Origin of the sequence: Streptomyces flavofungini (assembly GCF_014650815.1) — a bacterium.
Taxonomy (GTDB): Bacteria; Actinomycetota; Actinomycetes; order Streptomycetales; family Streptomycetaceae; genus Streptomyces; species Streptomyces flavofungini.
Map to the genome: position 1 here is coordinate 35,366 of NZ_BMVR01000005.1, position 18,105 is coordinate 53,470.

Below are 18,105 nucleotides of genomic sequence, written 5' to 3' on the forward strand. Positions count from 1 at the left end.
GAGTAGTGAAAGGGTGGTGCAAGAGAGGGGGCGGCGTCAAGTGACGCCGCCCCCTGGGCTGTTGCGCGCGGCCGGGCCGTTGCGCGCGCGGCCTCGCGGCCGAGGTGCTTCCCTATGACTCCGTGCGGTACATCAGGTCCGTCTCGTGCGTCACGAACCCGAGCCGCTCGTACACGCTCACCGCCGCCTTGTTGTCCGCGTCGACGTACAGCATCGCCGTCGGCAGCCCGGCCGCCGCGAGGTGCCGCAGGCCGATGGTGGTGAGCGCCTTGCCGAGCCCGCCGCCCTGCGCGCCGGGCCGCACCCCGACGACGTACACCTCGCCGAGCCGCTCCGCCGCGTGCGCCTTCGTCCAGTGGAAGCCGATCAGCTCGGCGCCGCCGCTGCCGGTGTCGCGCTCGGCGAGGAAGAACCCGGCCGGGTCGAACCACGGCTCGGCCTTGCGGTCGTCGAGGTCGCGCTGGGTGAGGGAGCCCTGCTCGGGGTGGTGGGCGAAGGCGTCGGCGTTCACCGCGAGCCACGCGGCGTCGTCCTCGCCGGGCACGAAGGCGCGTACCCGCACCCCCTCCGGAAGCACCGGCTCCGGCAGGTCCAGGTCCGCCAACGGGCGCCGCATCTGCCGCAGTTCGCGGAACAGGCTGAGGCCGAGGACCTGAGCGAGGTGGCGCGCCGCGGAGTGCCCGCCGTGCGCCCACACCCGCAGCCGCCGCCCCGACTCCGCGAGCAGCGCGGTGCCGAGCGCCCGGCCGTGCCCGTGCCCGCGGTGCGCGGGGTGCACGACCAGCTCGGCGGCCGGGGCCTCGACGGGGTCCGTGTCCTCGAGCTGCGCATAGCCGACCAGTTCGCCGCCGACGGTCAGCAGCAGATGCCGTACGCCCTCCCGGGCCCCGCCGCGCAACTGCAGCCGCCCCTGCTCGGACACGGCCTGCTGCCCGTCGGTACGGGCCGCGTCGGCGAGCAGCCCGAGAACGTCGGCGGCCTGGTCGGCCGTCAGCTCGGCGAGGGTGTCGATCTGGCGTAGGGGGGCGGGGGCCTGGTCGTCAGTCATGGGTCCGAGGGTACGGCGACGGAGAGGCTGGGCAGTATCGAGCGCGTCAGCGCGATGACGCCGACCCGAGGCGCCTCCGCCGACGAAAGGCAACCAGCCTGTAACCAGCGGGCCCCTGTTGCGCTACGCGCGTTGACCCTAGGCTTCCCGACGGCCCAAGTCGTCCACAGCACCCCCGGGGGAAACGTGTCCGCCATAGCTAAGCACCGAAGGCCCAGGCGCCGAGCCACCCGCGTCCTCGCCGTCGCGGCGGGCGTCGCCACCGTCGGGGCGCTCGCCGTCGCCCTGCCCGCGAACGCCGGGCAGGACGCGCCGGGCGGCGCCGCGGCGAAGGACAAGAAGCGCACGGTGGACGTACAGCTGCTGTCCTTCAACGACTTCCACGGCAACCTCCAGCCGCCCGCGGGCTCCTCCGGGCAGGTCACGGAGAAGCAGCCGGACGGCACGGAGAAGAAGATCGACGCGGGCGGCGCCGAGTACCTGGCGACGTCCCTGCGCACGGCCCGCAAGGGCCACCCGTACTCCGTCACCGCCGCGGCCGGCGACCTCATCGGCGGCAGCCCGCTGCTTTCCGGGCTCTTCCACGACGAGCCGTCCGTCGAGGCCCTGAACAAGATGGACCTCGACGTCTCCAGCGTCGGCAACCACGAGTTCGACGAGGGCGCCAAGGAACTGGCGCGCATCCAGAACGGCGGCTGCCACCCCAAGGACGGCTGCTACGAGAAGGACAAGCACGGCAAGCCGAAGAAGTTCAAGGGCGCCGACTTCCCCTACCTCACGGCGAACGTCACCCAGGAGAAGACCGGCAAGCCCCTCCTCAAGCCCTACTCGGTGTGGAAGCACAAGGGCGTGAAGATCGGCTTCATCGGGCTGACCCTGGAGGGCACCCCGGACATCGTCTCGGCGGACGGCATCAAGGGCCTGAAGTTCCACGACGAGATCAAGACGATCAACAAGTACGCGAAGATCCTCGACAAGCAGGGCGTGAAGTCGATCGTCACCCTCATCCACGAGGGCGGCTCCCCGGCCAGCCAGGCGTACAACTACGACTGTGACTCCCCGGGCGCGGGCGACGGCATCTCCGGACCGATCACGGCGATCGCCAAGGGCGCCTCGCCCAAGGTCGACGCGTTCGTCACCGGCCACACCCACCAGGCGTACGTCTGCACCATCCCGGACCCGGCGGGCAAGCCGCGCATGGTCACCTCGGCGTCCTCGTACGGCAAGCTCTACACGGACACCACGCTCACGTACGACCGCAAGACCAAGGACATCGTCCGCACGAGCGTGAAGTCCGCGAACCACGTCGTCAGCCGTACGCAGCCCAAGGCCGCCGACATGACGCGCCTCATCGGCCGCTGGGACAAGCTGGCCGCGCCCATCGCCAGCAAGCCCGTCGGCTTCATCTCCGGTGACATCCCCGGCCGCGGCGCCACCTCGCCCGAGTCCCCGCTCGGCGACCTGATCTCCGACGCGCAGCTCGCGCACGCCAAGTCCCTCGACCCCGAGGCCGACCTGGCCCTGATGAACCCGGGCGGCATCCGCTCCGACCTCGTCCACAAGGCGAGCGGCGGCGAGGGCGACGGGGTCGTGACGTACGGCGAGGCGTTCACCGTGCAGCCGTTCAGCAACACCGTGAACCTCGTCGACCTCACCGGCGCGCAGCTCCTCACCGCGCTGCGCCAGCAGGTCAGCGGCTCGAACGAAGCCTCCCCGAAGATCCTGCAGGTCTCGGACGGCTTCACGTACACGCTCGACATGACGAAGTCCGGCGCCGACCGGATCGTCACCGACACCGTGAAGCTGAACGGCAAGGCGCTCGACCCGAACGCCACCTACCGCGTCGCCCTGAACTCCTTCCTCGCGGGCGGCGGCGACGGCTTCGCCGAACTCGGCAAGGGCGCGAAGCCGCTGGTCGGCGCCGACGACCTGAAGGCGCTCAACGACTATTTCGCCGCCAACTCCTCGGCGGACAAGCCGATCGCGCCGCCGAAGGCCGACCGGATCTCCGTGGTGCGCTAAGTAGAGCGTTCGCTCTAGCGCTTAGCACTGTGAAGTAGCTCTCCGGCGAACAAGCTTGGGGTGGGGTGTGAACGTATGGTGAGATCATCTGATGCGTTCCCCCCACCGCATAGCCGCACGTGAACCGTCCGCCCCGTTCGAAGAGACAACTCTCCGCAATCCGTACGAAGAGCTCGGCGCCCTCGCGCCCCACCCCCTGGACGACTTCCTCCAGGAGGACCCCGAGGACGACGCCGAGACTCCCTGGCAGCCGCCCAACCACCGGCGCGGCAGCCGTCGGCGGCGCAATCGGTTCGCCGGGCTGCCGCTGGCCGCGAAGGTCCTCGTCGCCCTGGCCGTCGGCGCCGCCTTCCTCGTCCTCGTCGACCGGTGGGCCCTCCTCTACGCCGAGCACGAGGCCGCCGACAAGCTCAAGGACCAGCTCGATCTGAGCGCGGCGCCCGAAGTCGACATCGAGGGCTTCCCCTTCCTCACCCAGGTCTTCGACCAGCGGCTCGACGAGGTGAAGGTGACCGTGCCCGATGTCGCCGCCGACCGGGTCTCGCTCGCGAAGGTCTCCGCGACCGCGACGGACGTGACCATGAAGGGGGACGGGCCCACCTCCCTGACCGGGGCCGTCATCGGGCGGATGCGGGGCGAGGTGCTGCTGTCCTTCGACGATCTCAACCGGGAACTGGGCGCCTCCCAGGTCACCTTCACCGGGCACGGGCGCGACAAGGTGTACGCCCGCGGGACCCTGCCCGTCGCCGGGCACGATCTGAAGGTCCGTGCGGATGCCCGGATCGAGCGCAACGGCGAGCGGGGTGTCGCCACCGACATCGACCGGATGCGCCTCGACATCGGCGACATGGCGACCTACCGGCCGGGTGCGCGGGAGTCCGAGGGCCTGCACCTCAGCCGCACGGGCGCGCGCCGCGTGGCCGACGAGTCGTCCCAGGCCAAGGCCCTGCTCGCGGTGCCCGAGATCGCCCGGCGTCTGGGGGTGCCGGACGCGGCCGTGCGCGAGGCGCTGCGCAGCGACGCCAAGCTCAACGACGTCACCGGTTCGCCGGAGTTCGTCGACGACGTGATGCGGCTGAACCTGATCGACGTGGCGGCGGGCCACCCCGCCCTCCTGAAGCGGCTCGGCCTCGACCCCGCCCTGCTCAAGGGCCTCGACGACCTCACCCGGCCCGTCCTCGTCGACCGGCTCTCGCTGGCCTTCCAGCTGCCGAAGCTGCCGGGCGAGGGCGCCATGCGGCTGCAGGGCGTGAAGGTGGAGAAGGACGGGATCCGGGTGGGGGTCGAGGGGTACGGGATCGGGTTCGGGACGTAGGCCCCACGACGGGCTAGCGGGGTGCGGGTGGGGCGGAACGCGCCGACTGGCCCGGCAGGTTCAGGGCCGGGCCCCGGTACCCCTCCCGAAGCCGCCGGTCGTGCGTCACCACGATCAGCGTCCCCGCGTACGTCGCGAGCGCCGCCTCCAGGTCCTCCACCAGCGCGGGCGAGACGTGGTTCGTCGGCTCGTCCAGGAGGAGCAGGTCGTACGGGCGCGTGACCAGGCGGGCCAGTTCAAGGCGGCGGCGCTGGCCCGTGGACAGGGTGCCGACCGGGCGACGCAGGTCCTCGGGCCGGAAGAGCCCGAGGGCGAGCAGCTCGTCGGCCCGGTCCACGCCGAAGGCGGCGAGCAGTGAACGCGCGCCCTCCGCACGGGACATGGGCGCCGCCACCTGCCGAAGGAGCCCGACCCGGGCGGGTCGGCGCACGGTGGCGCCCGGCTCCGGCTCGACCTCGCCCGCGAGCACCCGCAGCAGCGTGGACTTGCCCGCGCCGTTCGGGCCCGTCACCAGGAGGCGGCCGCCGGGCGGTACCCGCAGGGAGTCCAGGGCGAGGCGCCCCGGCACCCGCAGGTCGGCCACCTCGACGGCGCCGTCGGCCGTCCCCTCGATGCCCGCCGTGAACCGCAGTGGCTCCGGCGGCGCGGGCACCGGGTTCTCCGTGAGGCGGCCAAGGCGTTCGCGGGCGTTGCGGATGCGGCTCATCGCGCCGTGCGCCCGCGACCGGGCCCGGAAGGCGCCCGCGCCGCTGAAGCCCCGCGCGCCCTTGCGCGGGATGGCGTCGAGGCGCCCGATCCCCGAGTCGGCGATCCGGGACTGCCGTGCCACTTCGGCCCGCCACTCCTCGTACTCCCGCTCGTGCCGGGCCCGTGCGGCGGCCTTGGCGGTCAGATAGCCCGCGTAGCCGTCGCCGTGGCGGTGCACGGCGCGGGTGAGGTGGTCCACCTCGACGATCGTGTCGGTGACCCGGTCGAGGAACGTCCGGTCGTGGGTGACGGCGACGAGCGTGCCGCGGTGGGCGCGCAGCCGCTCCTCCAGCCACGCCACGGCCTCGTCGTCGAGGTCGTTGGTCGGCTCGTCGAGCAGGAGCAGTTCGGGGGCGGAGGCGAGGGTCGCGGCGAGCGCCAGGCGGGAACGCTGTCCGCCGGAGAGGGTGCCGAGTCGTCGTGCACGGTCGAGCCCGGTGTGCTCGCCCAGGTGGCGCAGGGCGACATCGACGCGCCGGTCGGCGCCGTAGCCGCCGCGCGCCTCGAACCGGGCGACCAGCGCGGCGTAGTCGTCGTACGCGCCCGGGTCGGCGCCGTCCAGGGCCGCCCCCGCGACCTGGATGCGGCGCTCCAGGGACCGCAGTTCGGCCAGCGCGAGGTCGACGGCGTCCCCGACCCGTGCGGAGTCGGGCAGGTCCAGGGTCTGGGCCAGGTGTCCGGTACCGCCCGGGGCGACCACGGTGACGGTGCCGTTGTCGGCCCGCTCCCGCCCGGCGAGCAGCCGCAGCAGCGTGGACTTGCCCGAACCGTTGTCCCCGATGACCCCGGCCTTCTCGCCGGGCCGGATCGTGAGGCGGACCCGGTCGAGGACGAGGTGGTCGGCGTAGCGCTTGGTCACGTCGGTGAGGGTCAGCTGGGAGACGGGGGCGGGGGAGGTGGCGACAGGGGTGGTGGTGGCGGTGGTGGCGGTGGGGGCTGCTGGGGCACGGAACAAGTGGGGCTTCTTTCGTGGGCGACGGTGGGTGGGGGCGAGTGCGTGGAGCATCCGCTCCTCGTCACTGACGAGACGTATCGTCTCGCGAGCGATGGGCCCACCGTAGCGCCCGTGAGCCGTCAATGCAAGACGCAGCGTCTCGTCAGAGGTGGCTCGCGGTTCTCTGAGGCGATTCGCGCTGCTCAGGGCGTTGCGGGCGGCGGTGTTCCCGCCCCCGGCAGCCGCACCCTCGCCACCGTCCCGCCGCCGTCCGCGGGTCCGAGCGCCACCTCGCCGCCCGCCTGGCGCACCGTCCGCGCCACGATGGACAGGCCGAGCCCGGAGCCGGGCAGGCCCCGGGCGGTGGGGGAGCGCCAGAAGCGGTCGAAGACGTACGGGAGTTCGTCGGCGGGGATGCCGGGGCCGTGGTCCCGTACCGTCAGCTCCCCGGCCTTGAGGCCGACTTCGATGACCGTGCCCGCCGGGCCGAACTTCACCGCGTTGTCGAGGACGTTCACGATGGCGCGCTCCAGGGCCGCGGGCTCCGCGCGTACGAACCACGGGGTGAGGTCGGCCTCGAAGGCCAGCTCGGGGCCGCGCAGCCGGGCCCGTTCCAGGGCCGCGTCCACGATGTCGTGCAGGGCGACCACCTGCACCTTGCCGCCGCCCTGGGCCGCGTCGGGGCGCGACAGTTCCTGCAGGTCGCCGATGAGGGCGGCCAGTTCGGTCATCTGTGCCGTGACGGAGGCGAGGAGGGCGCGGCGGTCGTCGGGCGGGATGGCGCGCCCGGTCTCCTCGCTGCGGGCGAGCAGCTCGATGTTGGTGCGCAGGGAGGTCAGCGGCGTCCGCAGCTCGTGACCGGCGTCGGCGATGAGCTGCTGCTGGAGGTCCCGGGAGGAGGCCAGGGCGGAGGTCATCGAGTTGAAGGACCGGGAGAGCCGGGCGATCTCGTCGTCGCTGTCCTCGTCGGTGGGCAGGCGCAGGTTCAGGTCCTCGGTGCGCGCCACGTGCTCGACGGCGGCGGTGAGTTCGTCGACGGGGCGCAGGCCGGTGCGGGCGACCCACAGCCCGGCGGCCCCGGCGCCCAGGACGCCCACACCGGCGACGAGGGAGAGGACGAGGACGAGGTTGTTGAGGGTGTCGCTGACCTCGTCGAGAGGACGGGCCACGGAGACGGCGAGCGTCGAACCCCGCAGCGGATAGGTGAAGACGCGGTACTCGACGCCGTTCGCCGCACGCGTGTTGTGGTACGTCTCCGCCGACTCCTGGCGGGCGACGGCGAGGTCGGACTCCTTGATGTCGATCTTCTGCCGCCCCATGATGACGCAGCTCGCGTCGTTCGCGAAGACGACCTGGATGGTCTGCTTGTACAGGTCCGGGTTGCTGGGGAAGGTGCGCAGACACCGTCCGCCCTGGACGTCGATCTGCTCGATGACGTCGGAATCCGCCGGGCGATTGCTCCGCAGCGCGTCGTCCAACGAGCTGACCAGCACGTTCCGTACGACGAACCAGCACGCCACCGCCGCCGTCGCGACCGCCACCGCGACCGCCGTCGCGACGAGCAGGGCGAGCCGGGAGCGCAGGGGGAGCGCGCGGTAGCGGCGGACGAGACGGTTCACGCGCCGCCGCCGGATCCCGCGGCGTCGGCGCGCAACACGTAGCCGACGCCGCGCACCGTGTGCACGAGGCGCGGTTCGCCGCCGGCTTCGGTCTTCCGTCGCAGGTACATCACATACACGTCGAGGGAGTTGGAGGACGGCTCGAAGTCGAAGCCCCACACCGCCTTCAGGATCTGCTCGCGCGTCAGGACCTGGCGGGGGTGCGCCAGGAACATCTCCAGGAGCGTGAACTCCGTACGTGTCAGCTCCACCGTGCGCGAGCCGCGCGTCACCTCGCGGGTCGCCAGGTCCATGCGCAGGTCCGCGAAGGTCAGGCCGTCGTCCGCCGCGGCGGCCTGACCGGCGGCCGTCGCGTACGTGCTGCGGCGCAGCAGGGCGCGGATCCGTGCGAACAGCTCGTCCAGCTCGAACGGTTTGACCAGGTAGTCGTCCGCCCCCGCGTCCAGGCCCGTCACCCGGTCGCCGACCGTGTCCCGGGCCGTCAGCATCAGGATCGGCGTCGTCGAACCCGCCGAGCGCAGCCTCCGGGCCGCCGTCAGGCCGTCCATCCGGGGCATCTGGATGTCCAGTACGACCAGGTCGGGTCGGTACGCCGCCGCCTTCTCCAGCGCGTCGGCGCCGTCCACGGCGACTTCCGTGCCGTAGCCCTCGAACGCGAGGCTGCGCTGCAGGGCCTCCCTCACGGCGGGCTCGTCGTCCACGATCAGGACGCGCTGCTGCGCCTGCGGATGCTGGTCGCCTTCGGCGGGGGTCATGGGAGGTCGGCTTTCTGGTGGGGTGCGGGGTGGGGCGGAGCCTGTATCAGCGTCGCACGGGGGGCGGGGGCGGGCCCTGCGGGGCATTTCCCCATCCCACTCGCACGGGACACCCACCACTCCGCAGGGCTAACCGTCGGCCCCGGCCCGCAGCTTCCCCAGGTCCGCCTTGACCGCGTTGATCGGAATCGCGAACCCCAACCCCACACTCCCCGACTCGGAAGCCCCACTCGAACTGCCGGAGTACATCGCCGAGTTGATCCCGACGATGTTCCCGTTCATGTCGATGAGCGCACCCCCCGAGTTCCCGGGATTGAGCGACGCATCGGTCTGCAACGCCTTGTACGTGGTCTTGGAGGACCCCGTGTCCCCGTTGAACTGCTCACCCCCGAACTCGAACGGCCACCCCCCACCAGGCCCCTGTCCCTGCCCCTGCTGTTCCTGCCCCCGCCCGGGATCGGCGGACACGGTCACATCCCGGTCGAGCGCGGAGACGATCCCACTGGTGACGGTCCCGGTCAGCCCCTCGGGCGACCCGATGGCGACGACTTCCTGCCCGACCTGCACGTCGTCGGAGTCCCCGAGGTTCGCGGCCTTCAGCCCGGAAGCCCCTTCGAGCTTGATCAGCGCGAGGTCCTTCTTGCTGTCGGTACCGACGGTCTTGGCCTTGTAGGTCTTGCCGTCGCTGGTCTGGACGGTGATGTCGGTGGCGCCGGAGATGACGTGGTTGTTGGTGACGATCTCGCCGCCGGAGGTGATGATGACCCCGGACCCGGTGGACTTGCCGGAGCCGGTGGTGGCGTTGATCTCGACGATGCTCGGGGAGACGGCGGCGGCGACCCCGGCGACGGTGCCCTTGCTGCCGGCGGAGACGCTGGTCCCGTTGACGTTCCGCGCGCCGCCGTTGCCGCTGCCGTCGCCGGTCAGGGTCTGGACGGCGTACGCGGTACCGCCCCCGACGGCCGCGGCGGCGAGCGCGACGGCGGCGAGGAGGGCGACGGGGCCGCGGGCGCGCCGGTTGCCGCGACCGGGACCCGGGTCCGCACCGTGGGCCGGGCCCGCACCGGGGGCCGGACCTGCACCGGGGGCCGGACCTGCACCGGGGGCCGGACCCGAGGCCGACATCGAAGCCGGATCCGGCGCCGGAGCCGAGAACGCGCCCTGCGCGGGCGTGCCCATCGCCTGGGGCGGGTCGAATGCGGGCGGAGGCGGGTACTCGCCGTGCTGGCGGAAGGGTTCTGTCATGTCTTCGATCGTGTGGCCCGTACATGAGAGCCCCCTGAGGACGCCCTGAGAACCCCACCAGAACCGCGTTCGCCCGATATAAAGCCCACCCGCACGAGCCCCCACAGACCCCCAGCACCACCCCCCACAGCGACCGCCCCCACAACGACCGCCGCCACCCCGAGCAACCTCACCCCGCCGAGCAACCTCACCCCGCCGAGCCGCCGAGCCGCCGAGCCGCCGAGCCGCCGAGCCGCCGAGCCGCCGAGCCGCCGAGCCGCCGAGCCGCTCTCAGCCCTGAGCCCCCGCACCCCACGCCCCCCTCACCCCACCAACCCCTCCAACGCCCCCACCGCATCCGCCACATACTCCGCGCCCAACGCCCCCGGCTCCCGCACCACCCGCTGCGCCAACCCCGCCGCCAACGCGTGCGCGGCGGGCGCGAGCCGGGCCGCGTCCTCGTCCGTGCTCCGGCCGCCACCGGCGAGCACCCGCCCGGCGAACACCTGCCGCAACAGCTCCGCGACTTCCTCCGCGTGGGCGTCCAGGGTCCGCCCGAGCTCCGCGTCCCGCAGCCCCACCACGGCCGCCTCCAGCTCGAAGGCGAACCACTGCGGCGCCCGCTCGTCCCCGGCGAGCCCGTGCAGTACGCGGCCGAAGGCCCGCAGCGCCTCCCCGAGGGTGAGTTCCTCGTCGTCGAGGACGACGGCGAGGCCGTCCCGCAGCCGCTGCGTCAGCCGTTCGACGGCGGCGACGAGGAGGCTCCGCTTGCTCCCGAAGATCGAGTACACGGCCCCCGTGGTCAGCCCGGCCCGCTCGGCGATGTCCTCAAGGCGGGCCGCCCGATACCCCCGGGCACCCATCTCGGCGAGCGCGGCATCGACCAACGCCGCCCGGTTCTCGCCGCGCCGCTCGGCCCGAGTCATCCGCGTGACCCCGACGCCTCGCCGCTCCCCACCCGAGGCACCGACCCCCGACCCGTCACCCATCCCACTCACCCTTCTCCACGTCCCGACCCGACACGCCCCCACCCAACCCCCGGACAGCCACCAACGCCGCCTCCACCTGCACGCCCACCAGCCGCCGCAGCGGGAACGCCGCCCCCGGCAGCTCCCGCTCCGCCTCCCCGCACCGCTCGTCGAAGAGCCGTCCAGCCGCCCGCGCGGCGCGGCGCAGCGCGGGCGGCTGGTTGCCGGAGGCGAGCTCGACGGCGAGTTGGCGGCGGAGCAGCCCGGCGGCCCGCAGCCGCATCATCTGTGGGACGCACCGCGCCCCGAACTCCTCGGCCACCGTGGCCGTCCGCTCCCCGACGGCCGCGGCCACCGCGTCGTGGGCGTCCGCGACGGCGCGCGCGCCGGCGAGCGTGTCCGTGACCGCGGCCCGCATCGGTGTCGCCACCGCGAGCAGCGGCAGCACCGCGTCGTGCACGTCGCTCAACTCGGCCGCGTCCGCACGCAGTCGCTCCGCTCCGGCGCGCAGCACGGTCGCGTACGGCTGCCCGGAGTCGGAGCCGTCCGCGGCCCGCGGGTCGTACCAGAGCGGCACCTCGGCGATGAGTGTGAGCGTCCCGTGCCGGGAGGCGTAGTGCGCGCTGGACCCGCCCCCGCGCGCGTCGCCCGCCCCGGCCCGCGCCGCGATCAGCTCCTCCGCGCCCGGCAGCACGTACACGCCGGGCCCCGCCTCCGGCCACCCCAGGGTGTCGACGGGGCCCAGGGACATCGGGACGCCGTGCCGTTCCGTGAGGGCGCCCAGTTCCGCGGCGAGGCCGGGCGCCGCGTGGCTGAGGACGAAGAAGGCGCCGCCGAAGTCCGCGTTGTGGAGGGAGTACTGGAAGGCGGGGCGCAGTTCGTCGATGAGGCGGGCGAGGGCCTGGGTCTCGGGGAGCGGGCGGTCGAAGTAGGCGCGTTCGTCCAGGACGGGGAAGGTCCACTCGGGCTGGTCGGCGAAGGCGGGCCGGTGGAAGCGGGAGTGGTAGCGGCGGATCGTGTACGGGCCGTCGAGCCAGGCCTCGTTCAGGCGGGCGCCGTCCGGGTCCAGGCAGGGCAGGAAGTGCCAGGTGAAGTCGGAGCGCAGGGCGGGCTCGGCGGCGACGAGCCGGGCCAGGTGGCGCACGGTGAGCAGGCCGACGGGCTCGTTGGGGTGGGGGCCGCCGACGATCAGTGCGTTGCGGGGGCCGTCGCCGACGGAGAGCAGCCGCAGGGGCTCGCCGAGCCGGGAGCTGCCGACGCGGCGCAGTCGGCAGACGTCGGGCCGTTCCGCGGCGAGCCGCTCGATGTCGGCGTGCAGCTCGTCGACGGTGCAGAACCGGTCGATGTCCGGCAGCGCGCCACCCAGAGGGAGGGTCGTCGTCATGCCGTTCCTTCCGTAATCTGGATTATTAAGATAACTGAGATTACGGAACTGTGGCAGAGGTCGGCCGGGGGCGCCACGTCCCCGGCACGGGAACCCTAGAGATCAGCCGCGGCCGCAGGCCCGCAGCCGCACGACTGCCGCACCACGAGCCGCGAGGGAAACACCTTCAGCCGCTCGCGCCGCGACCCGGCCACCCGCAGCCCGTCGTCCAGGACCAGGTCGACCGCCGCGCGGGCCATCGCCGGGCGGTCGGAGGCGACCGTGGTGAGGGGCGGGTCGGTGAGCCCGGCCTCCTTGACGTCGTCGAAGCCGGCGACGGCCAGCTCGCCGGGGACGTCGATGCGCAGTTCGCGGGCGGCCCGCAGGACGCCGATCGCCTGGTCGTCGGTGGAGCAGAAGATCGCGGTGGGGCGGTCGGGGCGGGCGAGGAAGCCGAGGGCGAGCTGGTAGGCGTCGTAGCGGTTGTAGGGGGCCTCGAAGAGGCGGCCCTCGACCGGGAGCCCGGCCTCGTGCATGGCGCGCCGCCAGCCCTCGACGTGGTCGGAGACGGGGTCGCCGACGATCGGGGTCTCGGCGGTGCCGCCGACGCAGGCCACGGCCGTGTGGCCGTGTTCGATCAGGTGCCGGGTGGCGAGCTGGGCGCCGCCCACGTCGTCCGTGACGACGGCGACGTCGTCCATGGCCTCGGGCCGCTCGTGCAGCAGGACCACGCGCGCGTCCCAGGCGTCGATCTCGGCGGCCGCCCCGTCGGTCAGCGCGTGGCTGACGAGGATCAGGCCGGAGACCCGCATGCCGAGGAAGGCGCGCAGATAGTGCGTCTCCCGCTCCGCGACGTAGTCCGTGTTGCCGACGAGCACCATTTTTCCGCGCTCGGACGCGGCCTGTTCGACGGCGTGCGTCATCTCCGCGAAGAACGGCTGGCGCGCGTCCGGCACGATCATGCCTATGAGGTCCGTGCGCCGGGACGCCATGGCCTGCGCGACCCGGTCCGGGCGGTAGCCCAGCTCCTTGATCGCGGCGAGCACCCGCTCGCGCGTGGCCGGGGCGACCGGCCGGGGTCCGTTGTTGATGACGTAGCTCACGACCGCGGTCGAAGTACCCGCCAGTCGCGCCACATCGTCCCGCGTCACCTTGGCCACGCGCGCAGTCTACGCGGATGGACTCAACCCTGAGCAGGGCGTGCGACGGCTTCCTTCGCCCGTTCGGCGGCGGCCTCCGGCGCCCGCCCGGCCGCGGGCTTCGCGGCGGCCGCCCGCGCGCCGTCGGAGTCGCCCGTGCGCGCCGCCTTCTCCGCCTCCTCGCGCGCCGCCTTCTCGGCCCGCTCGACCTTCTCCGGGACCACGAAGCGGTAGCCGACGTTGCGCACGGTGCCGATCAGCGACTCGTGCTCGACGCCGAGCTTGGCCCGCAGGCGCCGTACGTGCACGTCGACCGTCCGGGTACCGCCGAAGTAGTCGTAGCCCCAGACCTCCTGCAGCAGCTGGGCGCGGGTGAAGACCCGGCCGGGGTGCTGCGCGAGGTACTTGATCAGCTCGAACTCCTTGAAGGTCAGGTCCAGGACCCGGCCCTTCAGCTTCGCGCTGTACGTCGCCTCGTCCACGGAGAGGTCGCCGCCCCGGATCTCCATGGGGGAGTCGTCGGCGGTGATCTGCTGGCGGCCCATGGCCAGGCGCAGGCGCGCCTCGACCTCGGCGGGGCCCGCGGTGTCCAGGAGGACGTCGTCGATGCCCCAGTCCGCGGTGACGGCGGCGAGGCCGCCCTCGGTGACCACCAGGACCAGCGGACAGCCGGGGCCGGTGGAGCGAAGGAGCTGGCAGAGGCTGCGGACCTGGGGCAGGTCGCGCCGCCCGTCGATCAGGATGACGTCGGCACCGGGGGTGTCGACCAGGGCCGGGCCCTCGGCGGGGGCCACCCGCACGTTGTGCAGCAGCAGGCCGAGTGCGGGGAGCACCTCCGTCGACGGCTGGAGGGCGTTGGTCAGGAGCAGCAGAGAACTCATCGGGGCCCACCTGCCTGGGTCGCCTGCTGGTTCGTCGGCTGTTTCTTCTGACTGTGGTGCACGTTTCGCTCGCCCATTACGTCGGTTCCTCCTCGGTCCCTGCGAGGACGTATGCGGCACTGCTTCGTACTGCTTCGCGTTTGTACTGCTTCGCGCTGGTTGATACCCGTCGTACACCTCCCGCGCCCTGGGTGGTGGCCGTGCGCGCCGTTCTTGAGACTTCGTTTACGGGGCCTTGGTGGGGCTTCGTATACGAGTCCGCCGGAAAGCACGAAAGGACCCGGGGGCTTCGCTGCCCGGATCCTCTGCGCAGCAGAATAGCCCACATGAGTTCCGGTCCGGCAGGTCAAACGGCGCGATCTTCTGTGCAGCCGCTCACTCGCGTTCAGCCGCGCGCCATGTCGCGTTCCACGCTCCTCACCTCGGACGGGGTGCGGATCGAAGCCGCGTACGACCCCGGTCCGGGGCCGGTCGGCGGGCCCGCGATCGTGCTCGCGCACGGCTTCACGGGGGACCTGGGGCGGCCGCACGTGCGCCGGGCCGCGACGGTGTTCGCGCAGCGTGCGGCCGTGATCACGTTCTCGTTCCGGGGACACGGCGGATCCGGCGGACAGTCCACGGTCGGCGACCGCGAGGTGCTCGACCTCGCCGCCGCCGTCGAGTGGGCGCGCTCGCTCGGGCACACGCGCGTGGTCACGGTCGGCTTCTCCATGGGCGGCTCCGTGGTGCTGCGGCACGCCGCGCTGCACGGGGGGCGCACGGAAGCGCGCGTCGACGCGGTCGTGTCGGTCAGCGCGCCGGCCCGGTGGTTCTACCGGGGTACGGCGCCGATGCGGCGGCTGCACTGGGTGGTGACGCGGCCGGTGGGGCGGCTCGTCGGGCGGCTCGGGCTGCGCACCCGGATCCACCCGCACGAGTGGGACCCCGTCCCGCTGTCGCCCACGGAGTCCGTGCCGCTCATCGCCCCCACGCCCGTCCTGATCGTCCACGGCGACCAGGACCCGTACTTCCCCGTCGACCATCCACGCATGCTGGCCGCCGCCGCGGGCGGCACGGCCGAGCTGTGGCTGGAACCCGGCATGGGGCACGCCGAGCACGCGGCGGACGACGAGCTGCTGGCGCGGATCGGCGCCTGGGCCACGGCATCATGGACGTCGGCAACCGCCGAGTGACTTGAGCGAAAGGAGGGGCGGGATGGCTACTGGGACCATTCGGTACTGGGCCGCTGCCAAGGCCGCCGCGGGGATCGCCGAGGAGCCGTACGCCGAGGCCACGCTGGCCGAGGCGCTCAGCGCGGCCCGCGCACGACACCCCGGAGAACTCGACCGCGTGCTGCTGCGCTGCTCGTTCCTCATCGACGGCGACCCCGTCGGGACCCGCGCCCATGAGACCGTACGGCTTGCCGAGGGCGGCACGGTCGAGGTGCTCCCGCCGTTCGCAGGAGGATGACCCGTACGCGATGAGCAACGAACCGTACGACCCTTATCAGCAGTACCCGCAGCAGCCGCAGCCGCAGCAGTACCAGGGCCACCCGGGTCAGCATCCCCACCAGGCCCAGCAGCAGCCCTACGACCCGCAGTACGGGCAGTACCCGCAGGAGCCCGTCGCCCAGCAGGGGTATCCGCAGGGGCAGGGTGAGTGGGGGTATCAGGAGCCCTACGCGCAGCAGCAGTACGCCACGCAGCAGTGGGAGGGGCAGACCTGGGAGACGCAGGTGTCCGCGCCGCTGCCTGCCGTCGACGTGACCGAGACCGCGTATCTGCCGCCGCAGGGCTACGCGGAGCCGCCGCAGGCGTACCGGGCCCAGGCGTCCGCGTCGGACCACCCGGGGTCGTACCCGGACCCGGGGTCGTACCCGGAGGAGCCCGCCGCCGGTGCTGTGCCCGCCCCTCCCCGGGCTCCCGCGCCCGACTCCGCTGCCGGATACGGCCCCGCCACCGTCACCGGCAACCCCCGCGTCACCGACGCCCAGCGGGCCCGTGCCGAAGGGCGGTCGCCGATCATAGAGCCGGGGATGCAGCCCGCGCTGCTCACCGCGGTGCTGGGGCTGCTGCTCGCCGGTGGGGCCGCGGTCGGTCAGTACGGGCTGCTCGTGCCGCTGGTGATCCTGCAGGGCGTGACGGCCGCGGGATGGTTCCGGCTGAACGGGATGTGGCCCGCCCGGCAGGGCATCGCGCTCGCGTTCCTCGGCGGTGTCGCCGCCGACGTCGCGCTGCTGGCCACCGGCGAGGGCAACGCCCCGGCCGCGATCCTCGGCACCCTCGGCGTGTGGGTGCTGCTCGTCCTGGTGCTGCAGCTGCGCAGCCGCGCCGGTGCGGACGAGCGGATGGCCGGGCTCATGGCCACGCTCGCCGCCAGCGCCCTCGCGATCATCGCGGCCGGGCACCTCGCCGCCGTGGACGACGCCGCGATCGTCGGCGGGGTCGCTGTCGCCGCGGCCGTGCTCGCCCGCGCGCTGCCGCTGCCGACGCCCGTCTCGGTGGTCGTGGCGCTGCTGGCCGCGGCCGGCGCGGGCATCGCGGTCGGCGGGGCGACGGACTTCGGGAGTGCGGGCGCGCTGCTCGGGCTCGCCGCGGGCGTGTGCGCCGTGATCGGGCACCGGGTCGCCTCGTACGACTATCCGTCGCGGTTCGTGCACTTCACGGCCGGGGTCGCGCTGCCGCTCGCGGCGGCCGCGCCCGCCGTGTATCTGCTGGGGCGCGCCCTCGGCTGAGGGCGGGCGGGAGCCGCCCGCCGCGTCACAGTCGATCTACAGGTCCCCGGCCGGGCACAGCGGCCGGGGACCTGTCCTTTAGGCTCGCGGCAACGGAACAGCCGAGGCGGGGGACGGGGAACAGCAGGCATGAGCAAGCGCGCGATACGCATACTCCTGATCGTCGTGGTGGTCCTCGGGGGCCTCTTCGTCGCGGCCGACCGGTTCGCGGTGTCCTTCGCGGAGAGCGAGGCGGCGGAGAAGATCAAGTCCCAGGAGGGCCTGAGCAGCACGCCCGACGTGTCCATCAAGGGCTTCCCGTTCCTCACCCAGGTCCTGGGCGGCAAGCTCGACGACGTCGAGATCGGCATCAAGGACTACGACGCCAAGTCCGACGGCGACACCATCCGCATCGCCGACCTCAACGCCACCGCGCACGGCGTCGACTTCTCCAGCGACTACAGCTCCGCCACCGCCGACTCCGCCGCGGGCGTCGCCCGGATCTCCTACGACGAGCTCCTGAAGGCCGCCAAGGCCGAGCCGGTGAAGCTGCCGCTCGGCGCCACCGGCGAGGTCGTCGGCCTCTCCGACGGCGGCGACGGCAAGATCAAGGTCGAGGTCGAGGTCAGCAAGGGCGGCACGAAGCTCCCCGAGCCCGTGCACGTCCTGAGCTCCCTGAGCGTCGAGGGCGACACGATCAAGGTGCACGCCGACACCATCCCGGACAACCTCGAAGTGCTCGGCGTGAAGATCCCGCTGCCCGAGGGCATGGCCCGCGACATCACCGACTTCGAGGAGAAGGTCACCGACCTGCCGGGCGGCATCAAGCTCGACACCGTGCAGGCGGCCCCGGACGGCGTGGACGTGGCCGTGAAGGGCGAGAACGTGGACCTGGTGTCCTGATCGGTTCCGGCTGACCGGCCCCCCGGCCGATAGTTGTCCGTAGTACGAGACGCGGGCGTCCGTCCCTCAGATGGTGGGCGGGCGCCCGTGCCGCGTCCGGGGCCCGGCGGATCCCGCGCGGCGGTGCGAAACCACACTCGTGTTCACATCTTGGACGAAAACGTCTCAGTATTCGACACGCCGGTGACACGGCTGCCCTACCGTCCCTACGATCGGACGCATGCACCGACAGGCGGACCTCACGAAGCGGCGGGCAGTGGACCTGTGCCGCGTCGCCGCCATGCTCTGTCGCACTTTCTGAACGGGACCCCCGACTCCCGTGTTCCCCGGGCCTGTTGACCTCTTGACGGCCAACAGCGCCACCCGTGCCGTATGACCGGCGCCTCCCCGCGTACCCATACGCGCACGAACCGTGCAATCCGCGCGAACCGCGTGAACTGTGTGATCCAGGCCCCGCGAGTACCCGCACTTCCCCGCATCCCCGCCGTAACTGCC

16 protein-coding genes are annotated in these 18,105 nt (G+C 72.9%); 7 read left to right on the forward strand and 9 right to left on the reverse strand.

Features of this window, described 5'->3' with window-relative positions; all coding sequences use genetic code 11:
• Positions 1 to 112: 112 nt before the first annotated feature.
• Complete coding sequence (gene mshD / locus IE274_RS13540; RefSeq protein WP_190115971.1) at positions 113 to 1,048, reverse strand: mycothiol synthase; 936 nt, start codon at positions 1,046 to 1,048, stop codon at positions 113 to 115.
• A 186-nt stretch (positions 1,049 to 1,234) separates the two neighbouring features.
• Here mshD and IE274_RS13545 point away from each other — a divergent pair, with 186 nt between their 5' ends.
• Together IE274_RS13545 and IE274_RS13550 are read left to right on the forward strand one after the other, a co-directional pair.
• Positions 1,235 to 3,070, forward strand: coding sequence for a bifunctional metallophosphatase/5'-nucleotidase (locus IE274_RS13545; RefSeq protein ID WP_372446997.1), 1,836 nt, complete (start codon positions 1,235 to 1,237; stop codon positions 3,068 to 3,070).
• Positions 3,071 to 3,161: 91 nt separating this feature from the next.
• Positions 3,162 to 4,385, forward strand: a complete 1,224-nt coding sequence (locus tag IE274_RS13550; RefSeq protein WP_190115972.1) for an LmeA family phospholipid-binding protein — start codon at positions 3,162 to 3,164, stop codon at positions 4,383 to 4,385.
• 13 nt (positions 4,386 to 4,398) lie between these two features.
• Here IE274_RS13550 and abc-f read toward each other — a convergent pair whose 3' ends face one another.
• From abc-f to IE274_RS13590, 8 genes are all read right to left on the reverse strand, one after another.
• Entirely contained in the window at positions 4,399 to 6,087 is a 1,689-nt protein-coding gene (abc-f, locus tag IE274_RS13555; protein WP_372446996.1) for a ribosomal protection-like ABC-F family protein, read from the reverse strand.
• 182 nt (positions 6,088 to 6,269) lie between these two features.
• Positions 6,270 to 7,685, reverse strand: coding sequence for a sensor histidine kinase (locus tag IE274_RS13560; RefSeq protein WP_190115974.1), 1,416 nt, complete (start codon positions 7,683 to 7,685; stop codon positions 6,270 to 6,272).
• Positions 7,682 to 8,440, reverse strand: a complete 759-nt coding sequence (locus tag IE274_RS13565) for a response regulator transcription factor (RefSeq protein WP_190115975.1) — start codon at positions 8,438 to 8,440, stop codon at positions 7,682 to 7,684. The genes IE274_RS13560 and IE274_RS13565 overlap by 4 nt, the downstream gene beginning before the upstream one ends.
• A gap of 129 nt (positions 8,441 to 8,569) precedes the next feature.
• Positions 8,570 to 9,685: a S1C family serine protease gene (locus IE274_RS13570; RefSeq protein ID WP_190115976.1), complete on the reverse strand. Its 1,116-nt coding sequence runs from the start codon at positions 9,683 to 9,685 to the stop codon at positions 8,570 to 8,572.
• A 302-nt stretch (positions 9,686 to 9,987) separates the two neighbouring features.
• Positions 9,988 to 10,590, reverse strand: coding sequence for a TetR/AcrR family transcriptional regulator (locus tag IE274_RS13575; protein WP_190115977.1), 603 nt, complete (start codon positions 10,588 to 10,590; stop codon positions 9,988 to 9,990).
• A gap of 55 nt (positions 10,591 to 10,645) precedes the next feature.
• Positions 10,646 to 12,016, reverse strand: coding sequence for a M14 family zinc carboxypeptidase (locus IE274_RS13580; protein WP_190115978.1), 1,371 nt, complete (start codon positions 12,014 to 12,016; stop codon positions 10,646 to 10,648).
• A 95-nt stretch (positions 12,017 to 12,111) separates the two neighbouring features.
• Positions 12,112 to 13,155 carry a LacI family DNA-binding transcriptional regulator gene (locus IE274_RS13585; RefSeq protein WP_190115979.1) on the reverse strand — a complete coding sequence of 348 codons (1,044 nt, stop codon included), beginning with the start codon at positions 13,153 to 13,155 and terminating at the stop codon, positions 12,112 to 12,114.
• A gap of 23 nt (positions 13,156 to 13,178) precedes the next feature.
• The gene (locus IE274_RS13590; protein ID WP_190115980.1) at positions 13,179 to 14,015 is read right to left on the reverse strand and encodes a response regulator transcription factor; all 837 of its coding nucleotides are present in this window, start codon (positions 14,013 to 14,015) and stop codon (positions 13,179 to 13,181) included.
• 326 nt (positions 14,016 to 14,341) lie between these two features.
• Between IE274_RS13590 and IE274_RS13595 the strand changes: the two genes are divergently transcribed.
• The 5 genes from IE274_RS13595 to IE274_RS40375 all read left to right on the forward strand — a co-directional run bounded on the left by IE274_RS13595 (position 14,342) and on the right by IE274_RS40375 (position 17,911).
• The gene (locus IE274_RS13595) at positions 14,342 to 15,187 is read left to right on the forward strand and encodes an alpha/beta hydrolase (RefSeq protein ID WP_190115981.1); all 846 of its coding nucleotides are present in this window, start codon (positions 14,342 to 14,344) and stop codon (positions 15,185 to 15,187) included.
• A gap of 22 nt (positions 15,188 to 15,209) precedes the next feature.
• Positions 15,210 to 15,464: a MoaD/ThiS family protein gene (locus IE274_RS13600; RefSeq protein WP_190115982.1), complete on the forward strand. Its 255-nt coding sequence runs from the start codon at positions 15,210 to 15,212 to the stop codon at positions 15,462 to 15,464.
• A 10-nt stretch (positions 15,465 to 15,474) separates the two neighbouring features.
• Positions 15,475 to 16,728 (forward strand): hypothetical protein, encoded by a 1,254-nt coding sequence (locus IE274_RS13605; protein ID WP_190115983.1) that lies wholly within the window; start codon positions 15,475 to 15,477, stop codon positions 16,726 to 16,728.
• A gap of 129 nt (positions 16,729 to 16,857) precedes the next feature.
• Positions 16,858 to 17,610: an LmeA family phospholipid-binding protein gene (locus IE274_RS13610; RefSeq protein ID WP_190115984.1), complete on the forward strand. Its 753-nt coding sequence runs from the start codon at positions 16,858 to 16,860 to the stop codon at positions 17,608 to 17,610.
• Between the two features lie 220 nt (positions 17,611 to 17,830).
• On the forward strand, positions 17,831 to 17,911 hold the full coding sequence (locus IE274_RS40375; protein ID WP_350893136.1) for a putative leader peptide: 81 nt from the start codon (positions 17,831 to 17,833) through the stop codon (positions 17,909 to 17,911).
• Positions 17,912 to 18,105: the final 194 nt, after the last annotated feature.

What these genes read in the sequence shown, in the direction of transcription:
- mshD (WP_190115971.1), bottom strand. Translation starts at nt 1,048, where the DNA reads ATGACTGACGACCAGGCCCCCGCCCCCCTACGCCAGATCGACACCCTC.
- IE274_RS13610 (WP_190115984.1), top strand. Translation starts at nt 16,858, where the DNA reads ATGAGCAAGCGCGCGATACGCATACTCCTGATCGTCGTGGTGGTCCTC.
- IE274_RS13595 (WP_190115981.1), top strand. Translation starts at nt 14,342, where the DNA reads ATGAGTTCCGGTCCGGCAGGTCAAACGGCGCGATCTTCTGTGCAGCCG.
- IE274_RS13575 (WP_190115977.1), bottom strand. Translation starts at nt 10,590, where the DNA reads ATGACTCGGGCCGAGCGGCGCGGCGAGAACCGGGCGGCGTTGGTCGAT.
- IE274_RS13565 (WP_190115975.1), bottom strand. Translation starts at nt 8,440, where the DNA reads ATGACCCCCGCCGAAGGCGACCAGCATCCGCAGGCGCAGCAGCGCGTC.
- IE274_RS13590 (WP_190115980.1), bottom strand. Translation starts at nt 14,015, where the DNA reads ATGAGTTCTCTGCTGCTCCTGACCAACGCCCTCCAGCCGTCGACGGAG.
- IE274_RS40375 (WP_350893136.1), top strand. Translation starts at nt 17,831, where the DNA reads ATGCACCGACAGGCGGACCTCACGAAGCGGCGGGCAGTGGACCTGTGC.
- IE274_RS13605 (WP_190115983.1), top strand. Translation starts at nt 15,475, where the DNA reads ATGAGCAACGAACCGTACGACCCTTATCAGCAGTACCCGCAGCAGCCG.
- IE274_RS13550 (WP_190115972.1), top strand. Translation starts at nt 3,162, where the DNA reads ATGCGTTCCCCCCACCGCATAGCCGCACGTGAACCGTCCGCCCCGTTC.
- IE274_RS13570 (WP_190115976.1), bottom strand. Translation starts at nt 9,685, where the DNA reads ATGACAGAACCCTTCCGCCAGCACGGCGAGTACCCGCCTCCGCCCGCA.
- IE274_RS13600 (WP_190115982.1), top strand. Translation starts at nt 15,210, where the DNA reads ATGGCTACTGGGACCATTCGGTACTGGGCCGCTGCCAAGGCCGCCGCG.
- IE274_RS13580 (WP_190115978.1), bottom strand. Translation starts at nt 12,016, where the DNA reads ATGACGACGACCCTCCCTCTGGGTGGCGCGCTGCCGGACATCGACCGG.